This is a genomic window from Robertkochia sediminum (genome assembly GCF_016786255.1).
Lineage (GTDB): Bacteria > Bacteroidota > Bacteroidia > Flavobacteriales > Flavobacteriaceae > Robertkochia > Robertkochia sediminum.
Genome location: NZ_JADMKT010000074.1, coordinates 77,095 through 95,248 on the forward strand (window position 1 = coordinate 77,095; position 18,154 = coordinate 95,248).

Below are 18,154 nucleotides of genomic sequence, written 5' to 3' on the forward strand. Positions count from 1 at the left end.
CAGTTGATTTTAAATAACCTGATCCATGAGAATCACGAAACGCGATCTAAAGTTTTTTCTTATCGGTGCGATCACCATCCTGATCATCGATATGATTATCGACCGAGAGTCATCTGAAAAAGCATTCAGAGAGGGCTTCTTTGCCACAGCCATCCTTGGAAACACTTCCGGTAAGCTAAAAGCCCTGGACCTTCTTTCCAACACCATTGAAGATCAATACAATATTGAAAACGTAGATATTGAATTGAATAATCTCGATGAACTAATCATTACCCTGAAGGATTCTGATCTCAAGACATTAAGTCCTTCCGAGAAAGCGGCCATGGCACACGAGATAGGAGAACTTGCCAGATCACTGGATCCGGACCTGGAAAAACTTGAAAAAGGACACGTGCAATTCGTATCAGAGGCTAAACTTGGGATGCTAAAAACCGGCGATACAGAGACGTTTACTATGTTCGAATAAAATAAAGGATGCCGAAGCATATACATCTTCTAACGATCGTCATATTGTTTACTGCCCAGGTTCAGTCCCAAAACACGGGAAGCTATCAGGGCATGGACAAAGGCCTGTCGTCCTTTATTACCCTGACCGACTCTACATTCCATATGTCCACCATAATTGATGATCATGGTGGATATATAAGTTCGGGAAAGATACGTGTTAAAAATGACACCTTGATCCTGGAGCATGAACCTCAAACTTTTCCTCAACCGTATTTTACAACTGCTCCCCTTAATACTAAAGGTATTGCCCTGGCCATAGATATTCATGACCTCAACAATAGAAGGTCTTATAAGGGTGATGTTTATCTTATTCACAAGGGAAAAACGATCAAACACCTTCAGGGAACTTCCGGAATTATCCTTGTAAAAGAGCTCCCCGAAATCTGGGAGGAGCTTGTGGTCGATGACCTCTATGCGGCAAGTCCGCTAACGATTACAAAAGCAGCATTACCCGAACTACCTGTTCACCTAAAGATCTACCTGCCCAAGGAAGACTCTAACAGTTATAACACCCGTTTTTGGAGTGAACGTTTTCTCATAAGGAAAGACTCGCTCATAGCCCCGGGTGATGACCGGCGTTTTTACGTAAAGATGCCTCCTCGTTAACTTCCCTAACAACTTACAGTATTTAGAATATTTTCTTAACTTTAGGACCATAGTTGACTCACCCTTATCTGCTTAACGCACCATAAACCAGACTTTAAGATGAAGAAAGCATTCCGCATAATTTCCTTCATTGCCGCTTTACTCGGCGCTACCGCATACATCGTTTCCAAATTTGTGGAAGATCACTGGCTGATCTCGTCAGATACCAACCTGATCATTGGGCTTACCTACCTATTCACTTCCATGAAGTTCTATCAATTGGATGTAGAAGATAAAGAAGAAGAGATCGAGGCGTTAAAAGCGCGTTTAGCCAAGGAATAATTCCGGTAATATGGACATGCTTCATTCAAAGATCATTATCCCCTATTCAGCAAAACAGCTCAGGAACAGCTTGATCTTCGGCATCTTATGGATTGTAATCGGGTTGCAGGATATTGTATTCACAGAGCCGTTTTGGACGGCCTATGGATTTCTGCTCATAGGTTTTTTGTATTTAGGGTCTTACGCCTATATGAAGATCTTCAAATACATTACCATTGAAAACGGATACATATGGGGGAACAAACCCTTTACCAAAAAGATCAACCTCAGTGAAATTAAAACGATTAAAAAATTCGCCGGTGACTATACCCTGACCACCGATCAACATCAACTAAAGATCCATACCGGAATCGTTGATCCGGGATCTTTAGCCAAGCTAGATGCCGAATTAACCAAAATAGCTGTAGCTGCAGGGTGAAGGTAGCACAACTTGTTCCTCTCCCTCTGAAACACGAACAAACTTAACTGCATTCTAAAACACAATTCCATGCGATCGACTACTTATTTAGTAATGACCCTACTGTTCTTAAGCAGCCTCTTGATTTCCTGTGGAGGAAACGACTACCAGGAGATCTCCAAAGAACAATTATTATCTGAAATTGCACCCTCCGGCGCGATCAAAAACCTTGAACTAAAAAACAACAAACACCTATTCGTTTATACCGATGCGGAAATTCCCTTCCGGGTTGCTGTAAATTCATCAACAGATGCTTTCCAGCTCAACAGGATCATCAACTCTATGGGCGATCACCCCGTTGATATGTCTTATATTAACAATTCAGGGGGAACAGGATTCAAAGACACCCTACCAGGGATACTGCCGCTTATGCCCTTCATCGGCCTTATGGTATTTATCCTTCATTTTATTTTGGTGTACATCTCCTTACGTCGGATCCTTGGGCAACCTACAGAAGGAAATGAGCAATTGGTGCATACCATCATCGTGACCTTTATCCCTTTTATTGGTCCGCTGGCCTATCTCACCAGGGTAAAACACAAGAATGATTAATACATTTGTGTAACACATGATTTACACTTAAACTCTACTATGATGAGCCTCATTAATTCAGGTTTCAGTTTCGGACTTTTTTTTTGGCAATTATTGAATATTGCTATTCTGGGCCTCTGGGTATTTTGCCTGTATGATGTATCCACGAATAAGTTTAATAACAACCTAAAAACCGCCTTTGTGTTATTGGTTTTATTCGTCCCATTTTTCGGGTCACTCTGGTATTTATTGAACGGTCGAAAACATAAGATCAGTTAACCATCTCTCCTTGCCTCAACCAACTACCCCCACCCAACAGCGTATTGAACCCCTGGATGTATTTCGCGGATTCGCCATCTATGGCATCTTCGTGGTCAATATTGTGATCATGAATTCGACCTTCCTTAACCAGGATGAATTCGCGAAACAATGGACCTCCGGGATAGACCAGCTCGCAGAACGCATACTTCAATTGTTCTTCTACACGAAGTTCTTCCCTATTTTTTCCCTCCTGTTTGGGTTGGGCATCGCCATGCAAACCATAAACCGGTCAGAAAAAGGAAACCCGGACCGCTGGTTTTTGCCCCGAAGAATGTTCTTACTTTTCATCTTTGGCCTCCTTCATATCGTACTCTTCTGGTCTGGAGATGTGGTTCATTTATATGCACTCCTCGGATTCCCTCTGGTCTGCTTCATTAAATGCTCCAATAAAACCCTGTTGCTTTTATCACTGGGACTGCTCCTGTTCCCCTTTTACGACCAGCTTCTCCAACAGCTATTCTCCTTACTGCAATTTCATCCGGAGGTCATTCTTAAAGATCAAACCGGGGCAACTGTACATCATATCATTACGCAAGGCTCCTATTTCGAGGGGATGGTATTGCGCTTAAAAGAATACGTCTTTAACATCCCTATGCTTTACGGTTTCCTGGCTCCTATTGCCATGGCCATGTTTCTGCTTGGGGTCTACCTGGGAAAAAATAAGATATATAACACGCTCCATGAGTTTATAGATCGCATCAAAAAACCGGCTATAGCCCTGGCAGTGATCAGTAATGTCTATCGCCTGTTTTTCTTATTTGTCCTTACGGATACCGCTATGTACAGAACCGCTATGCTCCGCACCCTTTTTATCAAGGTCATGGTAGTATCAGATGTGATCATGGGCCTGTTCTATCTCTGGCTCCTGGGATGGCTATGGTATAACACCACATGGAAAAAAATACTGAGTCCGCTAAAATATGCCGGACGAATGGCGCTTACCCACTACATAGGCCAGAGTGTGATCGGTCTTTTCCTGTTCTCCTCCGTCGGACTGGGGCTATACGAAAGTTTTAGTCCGTCCAAAACCCTCCTCCTGGCGACCCTTGTTTTTGCACTCCAGGTGATCTTTAGTAAAATATGGTTATCGTATTTTAAATACGGCCCCCTCGAATGGATCTGGCGTTGCCTGAGTTATCAAAAGGTGTTCGCCCTTAAAAAGGAACGGTGAAAATTTTGGCATTTTATACCCTCAAGGAGTGATCTGATCAATTGGTCATCGACCGTATTTATTTGGTGTGCATTCTCGATGAAAACGGACTCCCCACTGAAGACGGGACGACCTTTGCCTACGGTCCCTTTAGAGGTAGCGTGAAGAATGGGGAATATGAAGCCTCGAAATATATCGAATAAGAAAATAACTCCATACTTCCTGGTCCCTTTAGGAAAAGGACCGCCTATAAAATTAAGGTGAATTAGCCTTCCAATACCGACAAGGCTACCTGTACTGAGGCTGATAATTGTTGCTCATCGGGACGTACCTTGGCCACAACCCTGATCCCATTGTAAAGGGTATAAAGCAGGGAAGCTGTGGAGCGAAGATCGAGGCCTGCTTTGATCTGCCCACTTTCCTGTCCCTGTTTCAGGTATTGGTAAAAGAGGGCTTCGAAATCCTGTTTATTGGTTTCCAAAATATCAAGTATACTCTCGTCGTTAGGAACAAGTTCTGTGGTGGTATTGACCACAAAACAGCCTTTTTTATCCTTATCGGTTATCGCTTCCAGAATGGCGTTATGAAATAATTCGGCGAGCCCTTCCTTGACCTGCGGACGGTCGTTAAAGAATTGTGACAGTCCTTCCCTGTTAGTTTTACGATAGAGGGCAAAGGCCTTTTTAAAAAGCTCCTCCTTATCGCCAAAGGTGCTGTACAAGCTGGCCCTGTTGATCCCTAAATGACTCACGAGGTCCTGAACCGAAGTAGCAGCATATCCCTGTTTCCAAAACAGATGCATGGCTTTGGTAAGGACTTCATTTTCATCAAATAGTTTTACTCTGGGCATAATCGTTGCTTTGGACGCAAATTTAATAATTTCAGAACAAGCATTCCAAAAATATGATGGTTAACGATACCATAGGTCAATTACATCAGGTAGCGTAGACGTCATGGTTAAACCTGGTTGAATGATAAGCCCGGTAGTACCGCTTCGGGAAGTACTACCGGGAACTTACCCCTTGAACCTTTTTTGCGATAGGGTTGCATTAGCATATCTCAGCACCAACCGCGTATCACATAAGAGGCCTTTCAATTAAGAATGATCATTCTAAAATATGATAAAAAAATTAGGCCAATAGCGGATTGATATTGATACCCCCGTCTATGTTATATTCGCCCCCGGTAATGAATAACGCATCATCTGAAGCCAGGAAAGCAACCAGCTTGGCAATATCTTCAGGCGTACCAAATCGTTTTAGCGGCACCCTGTTCTGCATGGCCTCTGCAAATCCGTTAAGTTGGGCTTCTTCCATACCCGTCTTACCAAAAATAGGTGTGGCTACGGGCCCCGGATTTACGGCATTCACCCTGATCTTTCTTGGTGCCAGCTCGGTCGCAGCAGTCCTGGTGTACGAATTAAGGGCAGCCTTCGATGCGGCATAGACGGCCGTATTGGGCATTCCCGTATAGGCATTTACCGACGAGAGGTTGATGATAGAAGCACCATCATTTAAAATGGGCAAAAACTTCTCTATGGTAAATACAGCTCCCTTAAAGTTGATCCCCATTTGATGGTCGAACATGGCCTCAGAGATCTGTCCCACCGGTGCCGGCTGGAAGATCCCCGCATTGACAAATAAGATGTCGACCTTGTCGTACTGTGCCGCTACCTTTGCTACCAGGCTATCGATCGCCGATACATCCGATACATCGGCCACAATACCCGTTACACCCAGTTCACGGGCAGCGCTTTCTACACGGTCGCTATCTCTCCCGGTGATCACCACCTTCGCCCCTTTGTTCTTCAATTCCTGGGCGGTTGCATAACCTATACCACTATTTCCACCCGTTACTACTGCTACTTTGTTTGTTAATAGACTCATTTTCTTTGAATATTTCAGTTTAATATTTTTATTGGAACGTGCGTTCTACATTGCAAACATACATATATTAGAACGTTTGTTCCAAATAAAAATTGAATTTTATGGTGTTCCATCTGCACATTAAGCCCTTACGCTATGTATTATAACTATTCTCTTACGCCAATTTGAATGATATACCTATCTTAGACCTGCCTGCCTTATCTTCCCTTGTTCGCACTAGCGGGCACTTTTGGTACCTCCTGCATTGCATCCTATTAAAAACGTAAGTAGCTATAATTTTATCTATATGCCAGTATTCAGAATTCACCGTCATGTCTTTGTTTTCCTGTTCATTTCAGGAATGCTCCTGGTATCGTCTTGCAACCGAAATTTCTTCCGGTTCTTCAGCAGCGATACCAGGTACCAGTTAACCACAGAAACACAACTCCTGGATACGACCCATAGCAGGGAGATCGATAAGTTCTATGATTCGGGTGAAGAAGGAACCTTTGAGGGCAAGCGAAACATCAGCATCTATTATAAAAAATTCGAGCATCCCGACACTGAAAAGGCGATCGTGATCTCTTCGGGAAGAACGGAGGCTGCCATCAAATACAAAGAGGTGATCTACGACCTCTACCGCAACGGCTATTCGGTATACATACACGATCATCGCGGCCAGGGCCAGTCTGGACGAATGACCGACGACCCTCAGATGGGTTATGTAAAAGCCTTTCAGGCCTATATAGACGATATGAAAATGTTTTACAACGATCACGTTGCCCCGCGAAATTACGACCACACCTACCTCCTGGCCCACTCTATGGGAGGTGCCATTGGCATGACCTACCTGGAGCAGTTCCCTGAAGATTTTGACGCAGCGGCTTTCAGCTCTCCTATGTTGGGATTGAAAGCCCCAATATGCAGTGCCGCAAAAGTGCTGGTAGGCGAAAAGCCGAAGTACGCTGTGGGACAAACAGCCTATAAGGAAGATTCCCTATCCTTTAAGAATAATGCCTTAACCGGTTCAAAAGTGCGCTACGACAGAATGATCGCAGCCTATGCCGAAGTGCCGGAAGCCCGCCTTGGAGGAGCTACCTACCGCTGGCTTCGCGAATCGTGCAAGCAATTTCAATACCTGTACGATCATATCGACCAAATAGAAACTCCGTTCATTCTCTTTTCTGCCGAAAACGAAAGTATTGTAGCCCCCTATGCCCATCAAAAGTTTATCACTGCTGCAAAAGATGCCGGAAAAAAATGCGTGGCCTATGAAGTTGAAGGCGCCGAACACGAACTGCTTATTGAACAGGACGAGCAGCGCACGCAAACACTTAACGCCACATTAGATTTTTACAAGAGGTATGATTAAACCCAAGGGGGGCATCTCTTTGAGTTGTACCCGCTGTATCCCCCGACTGATGTTAAGCACCGTGGTTCACAGTATCCTGCTACCGTAGGGCACCTCTCGTTCCGGCTGCAATAGTACGACGCCTTTCTCATCTCCAACAACCCCGAGAACAAGGCATTCACTTTGAAAATTGGCGATCTGTTTGGGTGGGAAGTTTACCACGGCCACTACTTGCTTGCCCAAAAGATCCATATGTCCGTAAATATCGGTGATCTGGGCAGAAGATTTACGCACGCCCAATTGGGCACCAAAATCGATCCGGATCTTATAAGCCGGCTTTCTGGCTTCCGGAAAATGCTCAACCCCAACGACCGTACCAATACGGATCTCTACTTTTTCAAAATCGCTCCAGGAAATCGTACTCATCTATACGGGTTTAATGTTTATCCATTTTAAGTTTATCCAGCATTTCCTGAGAGATCTGTCCGGAATATGCTCCATAGGCATCTACCAGTAATCCCTTTTCGCCATTGGCGGCTTCGATCACATACAACACCGAGCTATCGCCGGGATTGGTTTTGCCTTCGAAACGGTAATAGGTGATCACACGAAGATCTTGTGGTTCGTGCAAAGTACCGCGTTTATTGTTCTTCAATCCCTTTTCCCGGAGGTTAAAATCACAGGTATATCCTTCTTCCCGCAACGCATTAATGGCCACCGACAAACTTTCATACGCCTTTTTCATAATATCTCATCTTACGTCCCTCTTAACTCTTAACTCTTAACTCTTAACTCTTAACTCTTAACTCTTAACTCTTAACTCTTAACTCTTAACAATCAAAAAGTTACAAAACCTAGGAGGCCCGTCCAAATTTCCTGTCACATATATACAAGTCGGAATTGGCAGGAAGGAAGGCAATAACTTTAGGAGAATCACATAATAATCGTATCTTAAAAGAAAGAACGAAAACACACATTTTATGGCCAGAACAGAAAGCAATATGCTTCCATTAGGAACCAAAGCACCGGACTTTGAACTCCTCGATACCGTTTCCGGAAAAAAATTAAAACTCAGTGATGTATATGGCGAAAAGGCCACAGTGGTCATGTTTATTTGCAATCATTGCCCTTTTGTAAAGCACATCACCAAAGGGATCTCTAAACTCGCCAAGGACTATATGCCTAAGGATGTAGGCTTCGTGGCGATCTCCAGTAACGACGTGGAAAATTATCCGGATGATGCTCCCGATAAGATGAAGCTCAATGCAGAGGAGAACGATTATATCTTCCCGTATCTCTATGATGAGACCCAGGAGGTAGCCAAAGCTTATGACGCAGCCTGTACGCCCGATTTTTATGTGTTCGACGCCCAGCTGGAACTTATTTACCGCGGTCAGTTTGACGATTCCCGTCCGGGAAACAGTCTGCCCATCTCCGGACGCGACATACGCACAGCCTTAGACGCCACCCTGATGGGTATGAAAACCTATAAAAAGCAAAAACCTTCCATAGGCTGTAATATCAAATGGAAATCCTGATCCCGGGATCAAAAGCACGTATTAGGACCACCCTTCCCGTTCGATAAGATTGGTAATATGCGCCAGGTGATGATCACAATGCCAGGCGTACTGACATACCAGTTGGGCCAGAGAAATTTCTTTCCCGAATCCGGGATGAAAAATAGCTCGTTCCCATTGGGTGGGGGTAATGCCTTTGAGTAAATACACCCACTTTTCGTGCAGCGCCGTCAACATATTTAAACTAAGCTCTACCGGGGCGTCCTTGCCATCTGCCAGGCCTGCCCAACCATCCTGCTTATAGACCTTGATCTGCGGGCGATCTTCTGTAAGTCCCCATTTAAAACGCACATAGGCGTTAGTATGGCTATCTGCAATATGATGAATGAGTTGCTTTACGGTCCATCCTCCCTGCCTGTATGGTGTCTCGAGCTGAGACGTATACAAATGGACTACAGCATTTCCCAGTAGGGTGGGAAACCCTTCGATAATGGCTATGCTATGCGCTATCGCCTCCTGATCCGGGGTCTCCGGAAGGGAAAATCTGCCTATGGGGTACTTTAACCCCTCTAATTGTTTTTCTTCCATAAAAAAATCCTGTTACCCAAATTTAGGCAACAGGATCCTTATATCGTTAAGTGCTAACGCTTTATTTTACGTCGACCAACTCCACATCGAAGATCAGGTTAGCATCCGGTGGAATAACACCTCCTGCTCCTGAACGTCCGTATGCCAGATGCGATGGGATCACCAAGCGGGCCTTATCGCCAACACGAAGCAATGAGATCCCTTCATCCCATCCAGGGATCACCTGCCCAACACCCAGTTTAAAATCGATAGGCTGATTGCGCTTGTATGAAGAATCAAATATTTGTCCGTTATCCAATTGTCCTTTGTAATGCACAGAAACGGTATCGCCTTTCTCAGGACTTACACCATCTCCTTTTTGAATGATCTTATAACGAAGTCCGCTATCAGTCTTATCGAATCCTGCAGCGAGCTTCTCCAGTGCAGCTTCCGCTCTTTGCTTTTCTTCAGCTATGCGCTTTTCTCTGCTTTTTTCGAAGGTACGGAAGGCCTCGATCGCATTCCAGTTCTGAGCATCATCCCCAACGCGCACGATCTCCAGGCTTTCGATCTCGTCGCCTTGAGCAATGGTGTCTACCACATCCTGACCGGATTCCACAAATCCGAAAACCGTATGCTTATTGTCTAACCACGGTGTTGCCACGTGGGTAATAAAGAACTGGCTCCCGTTGGTTCCCGGTCCTGCATTGGCCATAGAAAGTACACCAGGTGCATCGTGTTTGAGTTCCGGATGAAACTCATCGTCGAACTTATACCCAGGATCACCGGTTCCGGTTCCGAGCGGACAACCTCCCTGAATCATGAAATCATTGATCACACGGTGAAATTTGAGTCCGTTGTAATACGGTTTCCCCTGAGGCTTGGCAGCATTCTCCATATTTCCCTCGGCCAGGGCTACGAAGTTCCCTACCGTTCCCGGGGTTTTATCGTGGGTTAGTTTTACAAGGATCTCTCCTTTTGAAGTATTGAATTTTGCGTATATCCCGTTTTCCATCTGCTGAAATATTTTTAATGGTGCAAAGTTAAGACATTCCGGAGAATGCTATGGCCCGCATAGGGCCATAAAAAAACGCCCTCCAACGTGGAGGGCGCTCTGTTATATTGTCCTTTTAGCGAACCTTATGCAAGAGCGTTAACTCTTTTAGTAAGGCTAGACTTAAGGTTTGAAGCTTTATTCGTGTGAATAATGTTGCGCTTAGCCAGTTTGTCGATCATAGCAACAACGGTTGGCAACATAGTAGCAGCTTCCTTCTTGTCTTCTGTACTTCTCAGCTTTCTGATCGCATTACGAACAGTTTTGTGCTGGTACTTATTTCTCAAACGAACTGCCTCGTTTCTTCTGATTCTCTTTAACGCCGACTTGTGATTTGCCATCTTTTCCTAATTCTTTTAATCAGAGGTAGAACATTCATTAATTTGCCTGTTCTACGTAAACTTTTTTTACAATATTCAGTAGTCCGTAGGGGATTCGAACCCCTGCTACCAGGATGAAAACCTGGCGTCCTAACCCCTAGACGAACGGACCATCCATCCCTTTCGGGATTACCACATTTGCATGTGGCGGGTAATAATCAATAAACTTAATCTTCGTAGTCCGTAGGGGATTCGAACCCCTGCTACCAGGATGAAAACCTGGCGTCCTAACCCCTAGACGAACGGACCATTTTTTTCTTGATTGCGGATGCAAATGTACTAACATTTTTAAATTCTGCAAGCGCTCTTGGAAAAAAAATTGATTTTTTTTCGGTTAGTAGGCTTTTGCGAACAGCACCCTTCTACCCGAAGGTTTCCCCGAGTAAACACATACACCTTCTTCCGCTTTGGCATCCAGCGGAATACAGCGAATCGTAGCCTTTGTAAGCTCCTTGATCTTATCTTCGGTCTCGGCAGTACCATCCCAATGCGCTGATATAAATCCGCCTTTATTTTCCAGTACTTCCTTGAAATCCTCAAAGGTATCGACCTCCGTAATATGAGTTGCCCGGTAGTCTATAGCCTTTTTAAAGATATTCTCCTGTATGTCTTCCAACAGGGCCGACACATGATCGACCACCTGATCGGCAGCTACGGTTTGTTTCTCCAGGGTATCTCTTCGGGCCACCTCGAAGGTGTTGTTTTCCATATCGCGCATACCAATACCTAAACGCACCGGCACTCCTTTTAGTTCGTATTCGTTGAACTTCCATCCCGGCTTATGCGTATCGCGGTTGTCAAATTTCACAGAAATACCCTTAGCGCGTAGTTCCTGTACCAAACCTGCTACCCTTTCTGAGATCGCATCGAGTTGCTCCTCTCCTTTATATATAGGAACGATCACCACCTGTATAGGCGCCAGCTTTGGAGGCAGCACCAATCCGTTATCGTCACTATGGGTCATCACCAGGGCACCCATCAGGCGGGTAGATACCCCCCATGAAGTGGCCCAAACATATTCCTGCTTTCCGTCCTTAGTGGCGTACTTTACATCAAAGGCCTTGGCAAAGTTCTGTCCTAAGAAGTGTGAGGTTCCGGCCTGCAGTGCTTTTCCGTCCTGCATCAATGCCTCGATACAATAGGTCTCAAGAGCTCCTGCAAAGCGCTCACTCTCGGTCTTTAGTCCCTTAACTACAGGAACCGCCATAAACTCTTCGGCAAACTTTGCGTAGATGTTCATCATCAACTCAGCTTCCTCAATGGCCTCCTCCTTAGTAGCATGAGCCGTGTGTCCTTCCTGCCAGAGAAACTCTGAAGTACGAAGAAACAAACGGGTACGCATTTCCCAACGCACGACGTTGGCCCACTGGTTCACCTTTACCGGAAGGTCGCGATACGACTGAATCCATTTCTTATAGGTATCCCAGATAATGGTCTCACTGGTAGGACGTACAATAAGCTCTTCCTCCAACTTGGCATCGGGGTCCACGATAACTCCACTTCCATCTTCTGCGTTCTTGAGGCGGTAGTGGGTAACCACAGCACATTCTTTGGCAAATCCTTCTACGTGATCGGCCTCTCTGCTCAAATAAGATTTAGGTATAAAAAGCGGAAAATATGCATTCTCATGGCCTGTTTCCTTGAACATACGGTCCAGCTCTGCCTGCATCTTTTCCCATATCGCATACCCGTACGGCTTGATCACCATAGAGCCACGTACGCCTGAGTTCTCTGCAAGGTCTGCCCTGACCACCAGTTCGTTATACCATTTTGAATAATCCTCTGCTCGTTTTGTTAATTTCTTACCCATTTACTTTAGTTTGGCACAGATATTGAATCTGTAGTGCTGAGATTAGTTTGGCAAAACTAACTAATTTTACTATGTTCAACAATAAAATCTTTTGTATGAAATCTTATATCGCTACGCATAAAATAAGCAAGTTCATTGGCGTTCTGACCCTCGGAATGCTGGGAGCTTCATGTGGCTCATTTGAAGCCGCTTCCTACTCGGGAAGTGATGGTATTTACAGCGATGATATTGTATACTACGAAGATCAGGAAAGACCTCAGGCTCAGAAACCTGTTCCAAAAGAGCAAGAATCTGTAGCTATGACCAATTTCGAGAATTACTTCAGCAATACTTCAGAGACGCTTAAAGGTGCCCTGAGACAAATGGATTCAACCGATGTATTTACCGATGTAGAGGATTACAGCAGCATGGACAGTATAGCATTAGCTCAGGAAAACATCAATAATGTAAATTACGACCTGGAATACCAAATGGGGAACCCCGGATGGGGTGACAATCCTCAGGGGGTAGACATCACCTTCGTCAACAACTGGGGCTGGGGTGCCTGGGGCGCCGGTTGGGGATGGAACAACTGGGCCTGGGGTGCCGGTTGGGGCGGCTGGGGTCCCGGTTGGGGCTGGGGTCCCGGGTGGTATGATCCCTTTTGGGGGCCAGGATGGGGTCCTTGGTACGGTTCCAGATACGGTTGGACCGGCGGATGGGGCTGGGGTCTCGGATGGGGGCCCGGATGGTACGGTCCCGGATTCGGATTCGGATATTGGAGTCCGGTTTGGGGGTACACCAATTACTACGGTAACTGGCCTTACCGCTCATCTAGATACGCTTATTCAAATACCCGAAGAGGAAGTCGTTACAGCAATTACAACAGCATAGCCAGCAGTCGTCGCTACCAGGCACAGCGTAGTGCAGGGTATACCGACCGTAACAGAAGTACAGCCCGAAGACCAGGATACAGCAGTCGTCAGAGCACTGCCAGACGCGGATATTCGAACAGCGCACGCGTTAGCGTGGGGAACCGCGGATACTCTACTGGAAACAGAAACAGCACAGTAAACAGAAGATACAACAACTCCGGTAATGTTAACCGAAGTACAGGAAGACCAAGTAACTCTGGTTATTCTCGCGGTAATACCACAAGAAGACCTACTACTACCCGTCCGTCAAGCGGAAGCAGACCAAGCGGCGGATCCTATTCCCGCGGTAGCGGAGGCAGCGTTCGTAGCAGCGGTGGAGGCGGAAGTCGTGGCGGCGGAGGCGGATCCCGTGGCGGAGGCGGTGGTGCCCGTGGCGGTGGTGGCGGAGCACGCGGTGGCGGTGGAATCTAAACCACCCCACAACTTAGAGTCGCTTTCTTTATAACCCCTAAAACACCATTGTAATGAAACATATTCTAACAATGATCCTTGCCGGCCTGTCCGTACCCGCCATTTGGGCCCAGGACATCACCGACGTTACTGATCTGGGTACTACAGACCTTGTGGGAACAGCGCGATATCGTGCCTTAAGTGGCGCCTTTGGAGCCCTCGGCGGCGACCTTTCGGCACTGAACAACAATCCCGCAGCCTCGGCCGTATTCAAATATTCGGAGTTCACCTTTACCGGTGCTTCCTATAGAAACAAGAACCTGTCGAATTACGGCGGGTCTTTCAGCAACCGAACGAATACCACCTACGAGATCAACCAGGTTGGCGGCGTACTGGTATTCAATAACAGGGATCAAAACAGCGAGTGGAATAAGTTTACCCTGGCATTTAACTACGATCTGCAAAACAATTTTGATAACGACATCTTTATCTTAGGAAGGGGCAGCGAATCGATCGCCGATTACTTCGTGGCCAATGCCAACGGTTTCTCACCCGATGACCTGAGCGTACTCTCCGGAGAAACGGTAGCTGATGCCTATATCGCCATTGGAAATTCACTTGGCTTTGATGCCCAGCAAGGATTTTTAGGCTACCAGGCCTTTGTGATCGATCCGGCCGGAAATAATAACCAATACATTTCCAATGCAACACTGAACAACGGCGTAGACCAGGAACAACGCATCACCACAAGAGGTAGCGATAGTAAATTTACCCTGAATCTGGGCGGGCAATACAACGAGAACATCTACTTCGGAATGGGGCTTAACCTCCATGCCGTAGATCGCAGAAGGATCATTCGCTTTGACGAATTTAATTACGACCAGGATTCTTTCGTACAGTACACACAATTTGACAATGAACTCAACACCTTCGGAAGCGGATTTTCTGCTAATTTCGGGGTGATCGCCAAGGTGGGCAATAGCCTTCGATTGGGAGGAAGTTATCAGACCCCTACCTGGTATGATCTGGCCGACGAACTCTGGCAAGGTATAAACACCGACCTTCTCGATGCCGATACCGGGGAGATCGATCTCGTCGAAGTGTATCCAAATGTGATCTACCGCTTTCCCGATTACAGCATAAGAATACCATCTAAACTTACTGCCAGTGGCGCCATGGTTCTGGGCAAGTCCGGACTGATCAGTGTTGACTACACCTATCAGGATATGAGCAATGCCAGGTTACGCCCAACCAGCGACCCTTTCTTTGCAGCGCAGAACACGACCATAAGCAACGAACTTCAGGCCGTATCAACCCTGAGAATGGGCGCAGAATTCAGATTTGGAAAATGGAGCTTCAGGGGCGGATACCGCTTTGAAGAAAGTCCGTATCGCAATGCAGTGACCATCGGCGACCTGCAGGGCTATTCCCTTGGATTAGGACTAGACTTCGGAGGCAGCGCCATAGATCTGGCGTGGAGCACCGCCGAGCGCGATAGTCGCTCCCGACTCTATCCGCAGGGTATCACCACTCCGGCCCTCATTGCCAATGAGACCAATAATTGGGTGGTGAGTTATTCTGTTAGGTTTTAAAGCACAACACCCACACCGCACAATTCACAGCATATAAGCCGCATTGGACAAGCTTCCGATTGCGGCTTTTTACTGCTTTCGGTTTTACCAATACGCACTGAAGAAACCATTACTCTTTCATCGCGAAAAAACCAAAACTCTTGAAGCAACTTCTAATAAAATCACAAAAATCGATATCTTACGTAGGAGGTTACGTCAATAGTCGATAAATACCTATCTTTGCAGTCTATTTTTTTCTCCCTGAAAGGAGGAAACCTTAGCTTTGAATTACGGGCATCAGGCCTCACTTTTCAAAGGCATAAATTTTAAATGTAAACATGAAGATAGATAAAGCACTTGAAGAGCAATACGAAGAACTGGGTGATGAGCATATTGGTTCTTCTGCCGATACTCCCCTGAGAGCAGACGCCTTTGACATGTCTGACGACGAAAAGATCGAGGATATCGAAACACATATTTATCGGGTGATGGAAACTCTCGGGCTTAACCTTACAGACGATAGTTTGAGAGGTACTCCGAGAAGGGTAGCCAAGATGTTCGTTAAGGAGATCTTCGCCGGACTGCATCCTGAGCGCAAGCCCAAGGCTTCTACATTCCAGAACAAATACAAATACGGTGAAATGTTGGTAGAAAAGAACATCACCGTGTATTCCACCTGTGAGCATCACCTGCTGCCGATCGTTGGTCGCGCCCATGTGGCTTACATCTCTAACGGTACCGTGATCGGATTATCGAAGATGAACCGTATCGTTGACTATTATGCCAAACGACCACAGGTACAGGAACGCATGACCATGCAGATCGTTCAGGAGTTACAACAGGCGTTAGGCACCAAAGACGTGGCCTGCGTAGTCGATGCCAAACACCTTTGTGTAAATTCAAGAGGGATCAGAGATATTGAGAGCAGTACGGTAACTGCCGAATTCGGAGGAAAGTTCAAGGATGCTGCAGTACGAAGAGAATTCCTGGACTACATTAACCTGGACACCGAATTTTAAGCCATATCACCCCTCCCAAGACCACTAAATAAAAAGAACTCAGAGTACAATCGGGCTATGCAATTATTCAAGGATCAGCAATTAAGCATTTACAATTCCCTTAGCGGTAAAAAAGAAGCGTTTAACCCCATTAACGAAGGCCATGTAGGCATGTATGTTTGCGGACCTACGGTTTACAGCAATGTTCATTTGGGGAACTGCCGAACCTTTATTTCTTTCGACCTTGTATTTCGCTACCTGAAACACCTTGGCTACAAGGTGCGTTATGTGCGTAACATCACTGATGCAGGTCACCTCGAAAACGATGCCGACGAAGGAGAAGACCGAATTGCAAAAAAAGCACGACTAGAGAAGATCGAACCTATGGAGGTGGTGCAGCGCTATACGGTAGATTTTCACAATACCCTTAACAAGTTCAACAACCTGCCTCCAAGTATTGAGCCCACCGCTACCGGCCATATTATCGAGCAGATCGAAGTGATCAAGGAGATCCTTGACAAAGGCTATGCTTACGAAGTGAACGGCTCTGTATATTTTGACGTGATCAAGTTCAACCAGGATCACGAATACGGAAAACTCAGCGGAAGGAACATCGAAGACATGATCCACAACACCCGCGAAACCGCCGGACAAAGTGACAAAAGGAGTCCGCAGGATTTTGCCCTTTGGAAAAAGGCAGAACCCAAGCATATCATGCGTTGGCCTTCACCCTGGAGCGACGGATTCCCGGGATGGCATCTCGAGTGTACAGCCATGAGTACTAAATATCTCGGAGACCATTTTGATATTCACGGCGGAGGTATGGACCTTAAGTTTCCGCACCACGAGTGTGAGATCGCCCAGAACGAAGCCAGTAAAGGCAGTGCTCCGGTGAATTACTGGATGCATGCCAACATGCTCACCCTTAACGGGAAGAAAATGGCTAAATCTACGGGTAATAACATTTTGCCGAACGAGATCTTCTCGGGCGACAATGAGATCCTGAGCAAGGCCTTCTCCCCTTCTGTGACCCGCTTCTTTATGCTGCAGGCCCATTACCGAAGTATTCTCGACTTTAGCAACGACGCCCTTAGCGCCTCAGAAAAAGGATTCCAAAGACTTATGGAAGGTTTGCAGGACCTGGACAAGCTGCAGGCACAGGGACAGCTTAGCGATTTTGATGTAGCAGCCTGGAGACAGGAATGCTACGATGCGATGAACGACGATTTCAACAGTCCGATACTTATCGCCAAACTCTTTGACGCGGTAAAACACATTAACCTGATCAAGGACGGGAAACAAAAGATCGATACGCACAACCTGGGGATACTACGCACCACCATGAGCGCCTTCGTTTTTGACGTTCTCGGACTAATTGATGAAACCCGTTCCGAAGAAGCATCTACCGATAAGCTCAGCGGGGCAGTAGAACTGCTTATCAACATGAGAGCAGAAGCCAGAGCCAACAAAGATTTCGCCACATCCGACAAGATCCGCGACAAACTGGCTGCCCTGGGAATTCAACTAAAAGACAGCAAAGAAGGCACGTCCTTCTCCCTGAATTAAGAAGCGAAAACACCCTGAGAAACCCCGGTATGAAGCTAAGCCTGAAGAACATCCTTATCAGCCCTTTTGTTTTCCTGGTCAGGTTCTATCAGGTGGCGATCTCCCCCTACACCCCATCGGCATGCCGCTACAGTCCGACCTGTTCCCAGTACACCCTGGAAGCCTTGAAAAAACACGGACTCTTTAAAGGTGGATGGCTAGCCGTAAAACGCATTGCCAGCTGTAATCCATGGGGCGGCTCGGGTTACGATCCCGTTCCTTAAAACCATTAATAGATG

At 46.2% G+C, this 18,154-nt stretch carries 22 protein-coding genes and 2 tRNA genes; 14 read left to right on the top strand and 10 right to left on the bottom strand.

What is annotated here, in order from left to right; translation table 11 throughout:
* The first annotated feature begins 25 nt into the window (after nucleotides 1–25).
* From IS446_RS07195 to IS446_RS07225, 7 genes are all read left to right on the top strand, one after another.
* Nucleotides 26–466, top strand: a complete 441-nt coding sequence (locus IS446_RS07195; protein WP_203059338.1) for a hypothetical protein — start codon at nucleotides 26–28, stop codon at nucleotides 464–466.
* Between the two features lie 8 nt (nucleotides 467–474).
* Entirely contained in the window at nucleotides 475–1,113 is a 639-nt protein-coding gene (locus IS446_RS07200) for a hypothetical protein (protein ID WP_203059340.1), read from the top strand.
* A gap of 99 nt (nucleotides 1,114–1,212) precedes the next feature.
* Entirely contained in the window at nucleotides 1,213–1,434 is a 222-nt protein-coding gene (locus tag IS446_RS07205) for a hypothetical protein (protein ID WP_203059342.1), read from the top strand.
* A gap of 10 nt (nucleotides 1,435–1,444) precedes the next feature.
* Nucleotides 1,445–1,852: a hypothetical protein gene (locus IS446_RS07210; protein ID WP_235996439.1), complete on the top strand. Its 408-nt coding sequence runs from the start codon at nucleotides 1,445–1,447 to the stop codon at nucleotides 1,850–1,852.
* Nucleotides 1,853–1,921: 69 nt separating this feature from the next.
* Nucleotides 1,922–2,443 (top strand): hypothetical protein, encoded by a 522-nt coding sequence (locus IS446_RS07215; RefSeq protein ID WP_203059344.1) that lies wholly within the window; start codon nucleotides 1,922–1,924, stop codon nucleotides 2,441–2,443.
* Nucleotides 2,444–2,485: 42 nt separating this feature from the next.
* On the top strand, nucleotides 2,486–2,701 hold the full coding sequence (locus IS446_RS15590; RefSeq protein ID WP_394370962.1) for a PLDc N-terminal domain-containing protein: 216 nt from the start codon (nucleotides 2,486–2,488) through the stop codon (nucleotides 2,699–2,701).
* 10 nt (nucleotides 2,702–2,711) lie between these two features.
* Complete coding sequence (locus IS446_RS07225) at nucleotides 2,712–3,914, top strand: DUF418 domain-containing protein (protein ID WP_235996440.1); 1,203 nt, start codon at nucleotides 2,712–2,714, stop codon at nucleotides 3,912–3,914.
* Between the two features lie 244 nt (nucleotides 3,915–4,158).
* Here the strand turns inward: IS446_RS07225 and IS446_RS07230 are convergent, their stop codons facing one another.
* Together IS446_RS07230 and IS446_RS07235 are read right to left on the bottom strand one after the other, a co-directional pair.
* Nucleotides 4,159–4,743: a TetR/AcrR family transcriptional regulator gene (locus IS446_RS07230; protein WP_203059347.1), complete on the bottom strand. Its 585-nt coding sequence runs from the start codon at nucleotides 4,741–4,743 to the stop codon at nucleotides 4,159–4,161.
* A gap of 280 nt (nucleotides 4,744–5,023) precedes the next feature.
* Nucleotides 5,024–5,779, bottom strand: coding sequence for an SDR family oxidoreductase (locus tag IS446_RS07235; protein WP_203059348.1), 756 nt, complete (start codon nucleotides 5,777–5,779; stop codon nucleotides 5,024–5,026).
* A gap of 286 nt (nucleotides 5,780–6,065) precedes the next feature.
* Here IS446_RS07235 and IS446_RS07240 point away from each other — a divergent pair, with 286 nt between their 5' ends.
* Nucleotides 6,066–7,130: an alpha/beta fold hydrolase gene (locus IS446_RS07240; RefSeq protein ID WP_203059349.1), complete on the top strand. Its 1,065-nt coding sequence runs from the start codon at nucleotides 6,066–6,068 to the stop codon at nucleotides 7,128–7,130.
* A gap of 66 nt (nucleotides 7,131–7,196) precedes the next feature.
* On the opposite strand, the gene IS446_RS07245 is transcribed toward IS446_RS07240, so the two are convergent.
* Together IS446_RS07245 and IS446_RS07250 are read right to left on the bottom strand one after the other, a co-directional pair.
* The gene (locus IS446_RS07245) at nucleotides 7,197–7,535 is read right to left on the bottom strand and encodes a tRNA-binding protein (protein WP_203059350.1); all 339 of its coding nucleotides are present in this window, start codon (nucleotides 7,533–7,535) and stop codon (nucleotides 7,197–7,199) included.
* 10 nt (nucleotides 7,536–7,545) lie between these two features.
* Nucleotides 7,546–7,854, bottom strand: a complete 309-nt coding sequence (locus IS446_RS07250) for a phosphoribosylpyrophosphate synthetase (RefSeq protein WP_203059351.1) — start codon at nucleotides 7,852–7,854, stop codon at nucleotides 7,546–7,548.
* 235 nt (nucleotides 7,855–8,089) lie between these two features.
* Between IS446_RS07250 and IS446_RS07255 the strand changes: the two genes are divergently transcribed.
* Nucleotides 8,090–8,647: a thioredoxin family protein gene (locus IS446_RS07255; RefSeq protein WP_203059352.1), complete on the top strand. Its 558-nt coding sequence runs from the start codon at nucleotides 8,090–8,092 to the stop codon at nucleotides 8,645–8,647.
* Between the two features lie 21 nt (nucleotides 8,648–8,668).
* On the opposite strand, the gene IS446_RS07260 is transcribed toward IS446_RS07255, so the two are convergent.
* The 6 genes from IS446_RS07260 to proS all read right to left on the bottom strand — a co-directional run bounded on the left by IS446_RS07260 (nucleotide 8,669) and on the right by proS (nucleotide 12,437).
* The gene (locus tag IS446_RS07260) at nucleotides 8,669–9,214 is read right to left on the bottom strand and encodes a YfiT family bacillithiol transferase (protein WP_203059353.1); all 546 of its coding nucleotides are present in this window, start codon (nucleotides 9,212–9,214) and stop codon (nucleotides 8,669–8,671) included.
* 61 nt (nucleotides 9,215–9,275) lie between these two features.
* Complete coding sequence (locus IS446_RS07265; RefSeq protein WP_203059355.1) at nucleotides 9,276–10,208, bottom strand: peptidylprolyl isomerase; 933 nt, start codon at nucleotides 10,206–10,208, stop codon at nucleotides 9,276–9,278.
* Nucleotides 10,209–10,333: 125 nt separating this feature from the next.
* Entirely contained in the window at nucleotides 10,334–10,588 is a 255-nt protein-coding gene (gene rpsT, locus IS446_RS07270; protein ID WP_203059357.1) for a 30S ribosomal protein S20, read from the bottom strand.
* Nucleotides 10,589–10,667: 79 nt separating this feature from the next.
* Nucleotides 10,668–10,739 (bottom strand) — tRNA-Glu (locus tag IS446_RS07275).
* A gap of 65 nt (nucleotides 10,740–10,804) precedes the next feature.
* A tRNA-Glu gene (locus IS446_RS07280) sits at nucleotides 10,805–10,876 on the bottom strand.
* An 85-nt stretch (nucleotides 10,877–10,961) separates the two neighbouring features.
* Nucleotides 10,962–12,437, bottom strand: coding sequence for a proline--tRNA ligase (proS, locus tag IS446_RS07285; RefSeq protein WP_203059359.1), 1,476 nt, complete (start codon nucleotides 12,435–12,437; stop codon nucleotides 10,962–10,964).
* Between the two features lie 95 nt (nucleotides 12,438–12,532).
* On the opposite strand from proS, the gene IS446_RS07290 reads away from it, so the two are divergent.
* The 5 genes from IS446_RS07290 to yidD all read left to right on the top strand — a co-directional run bounded on the left by IS446_RS07290 (nucleotide 12,533) and on the right by yidD (nucleotide 18,139).
* Nucleotides 12,533–13,762, top strand: coding sequence for a hypothetical protein (locus IS446_RS07290; RefSeq protein ID WP_203059361.1), 1,230 nt, complete (start codon nucleotides 12,533–12,535; stop codon nucleotides 13,760–13,762).
* Nucleotides 13,763–13,815: 53 nt separating this feature from the next.
* Entirely contained in the window at nucleotides 13,816–15,333 is a 1,518-nt protein-coding gene (locus IS446_RS07295) for an aromatic hydrocarbon degradation protein (protein ID WP_203059363.1), read from the top strand.
* A gap of 317 nt (nucleotides 15,334–15,650) precedes the next feature.
* On the top strand, nucleotides 15,651–16,331 hold the full coding sequence (gene folE, locus IS446_RS07300; RefSeq protein ID WP_203059365.1) for a GTP cyclohydrolase I FolE: 681 nt from the start codon (nucleotides 15,651–15,653) through the stop codon (nucleotides 16,329–16,331).
* Nucleotides 16,332–16,388: 57 nt separating this feature from the next.
* A complete protein-coding gene (cysS, locus tag IS446_RS07305; protein WP_203059367.1) occupies nucleotides 16,389–17,876 on the top strand; it encodes a cysteine--tRNA ligase in 1,488 nt (495 codons plus the stop codon).
* A 29-nt stretch (nucleotides 17,877–17,905) separates the two neighbouring features.
* The gene (yidD, locus tag IS446_RS07310) at nucleotides 17,906–18,139 is read left to right on the top strand and encodes a membrane protein insertion efficiency factor YidD (RefSeq protein ID WP_203059369.1); all 234 of its coding nucleotides are present in this window, start codon (nucleotides 17,906–17,908) and stop codon (nucleotides 18,137–18,139) included.
* Nucleotides 18,140–18,154: the final 15 nt, after the last annotated feature.

What these genes read in the sequence shown, in the direction of transcription:
- IS446_RS07195 (WP_203059338.1), top strand. Translation starts at nt 26, where the DNA reads ATGAGAATCACGAAACGCGATCTAAAGTTTTTTCTTATCGGTGCGATC.
- IS446_RS07200 (WP_203059340.1), top strand. Translation starts at nt 475, where the DNA reads ATGCCGAAGCATATACATCTTCTAACGATCGTCATATTGTTTACTGCC.
- IS446_RS07205 (WP_203059342.1), top strand. Translation starts at nt 1,213, where the DNA reads ATGAAGAAAGCATTCCGCATAATTTCCTTCATTGCCGCTTTACTCGGC.
- IS446_RS07210 (WP_235996439.1), top strand. Translation starts at nt 1,445, where the DNA reads ATGGACATGCTTCATTCAAAGATCATTATCCCCTATTCAGCAAAACAG.
- IS446_RS07215 (WP_203059344.1), top strand. Translation starts at nt 1,922, where the DNA reads ATGCGATCGACTACTTATTTAGTAATGACCCTACTGTTCTTAAGCAGC.
- IS446_RS15590 (WP_394370962.1), top strand. Translation starts at nt 2,486, where the DNA reads ATGAGCCTCATTAATTCAGGTTTCAGTTTCGGACTTTTTTTTTGGCAA.
- IS446_RS07230 (WP_203059347.1), bottom strand. Translation starts at nt 4,743, where the DNA reads ATGCCCAGAGTAAAACTATTTGATGAAAATGAAGTCCTTACCAAAGCC.
- IS446_RS07235 (WP_203059348.1), bottom strand. Translation starts at nt 5,779, where the DNA reads ATGAGTCTATTAACAAACAAAGTAGCAGTAGTAACGGGTGGAAATAGT.
- IS446_RS07240 (WP_203059349.1), top strand. Translation starts at nt 6,066, where the DNA reads ATGCCAGTATTCAGAATTCACCGTCATGTCTTTGTTTTCCTGTTCATT.
- IS446_RS07245 (WP_203059350.1), bottom strand. Translation starts at nt 7,535, where the DNA reads ATGAGTACGATTTCCTGGAGCGATTTTGAAAAAGTAGAGATCCGTATT.
- IS446_RS07250 (WP_203059351.1), bottom strand. Translation starts at nt 7,854, where the DNA reads ATGAAAAAGGCGTATGAAAGTTTGTCGGTGGCCATTAATGCGTTGCGG.
- IS446_RS07255 (WP_203059352.1), top strand. Translation starts at nt 8,090, where the DNA reads ATGGCCAGAACAGAAAGCAATATGCTTCCATTAGGAACCAAAGCACCG.
- IS446_RS07260 (WP_203059353.1), bottom strand. Translation starts at nt 9,214, where the DNA reads ATGGAAGAAAAACAATTAGAGGGGTTAAAGTACCCCATAGGCAGATTT.
- IS446_RS07265 (WP_203059355.1), bottom strand. Translation starts at nt 10,208, where the DNA reads ATGGAAAACGGGATATACGCAAAATTCAATACTTCAAAAGGAGAGATC.
- rpsT (WP_203059357.1), bottom strand. Translation starts at nt 10,588, where the DNA reads ATGGCAAATCACAAGTCGGCGTTAAAGAGAATCAGAAGAAACGAGGCA.
- proS (WP_203059359.1), bottom strand. Translation starts at nt 12,437, where the DNA reads ATGGGTAAGAAATTAACAAAACGAGCAGAGGATTATTCAAAATGGTAT.
- IS446_RS07290 (WP_203059361.1), top strand. Translation starts at nt 12,533, where the DNA reads ATGAAATCTTATATCGCTACGCATAAAATAAGCAAGTTCATTGGCGTT.
- IS446_RS07295 (WP_203059363.1), top strand. Translation starts at nt 13,816, where the DNA reads ATGAAACATATTCTAACAATGATCCTTGCCGGCCTGTCCGTACCCGCC.
- folE (WP_203059365.1), top strand. Translation starts at nt 15,651, where the DNA reads ATGAAGATAGATAAAGCACTTGAAGAGCAATACGAAGAACTGGGTGAT.
- cysS (WP_203059367.1), top strand. Translation starts at nt 16,389, where the DNA reads ATGCAATTATTCAAGGATCAGCAATTAAGCATTTACAATTCCCTTAGC.
- yidD (WP_203059369.1), top strand. Translation starts at nt 17,906, where the DNA reads ATGAAGCTAAGCCTGAAGAACATCCTTATCAGCCCTTTTGTTTTCCTG.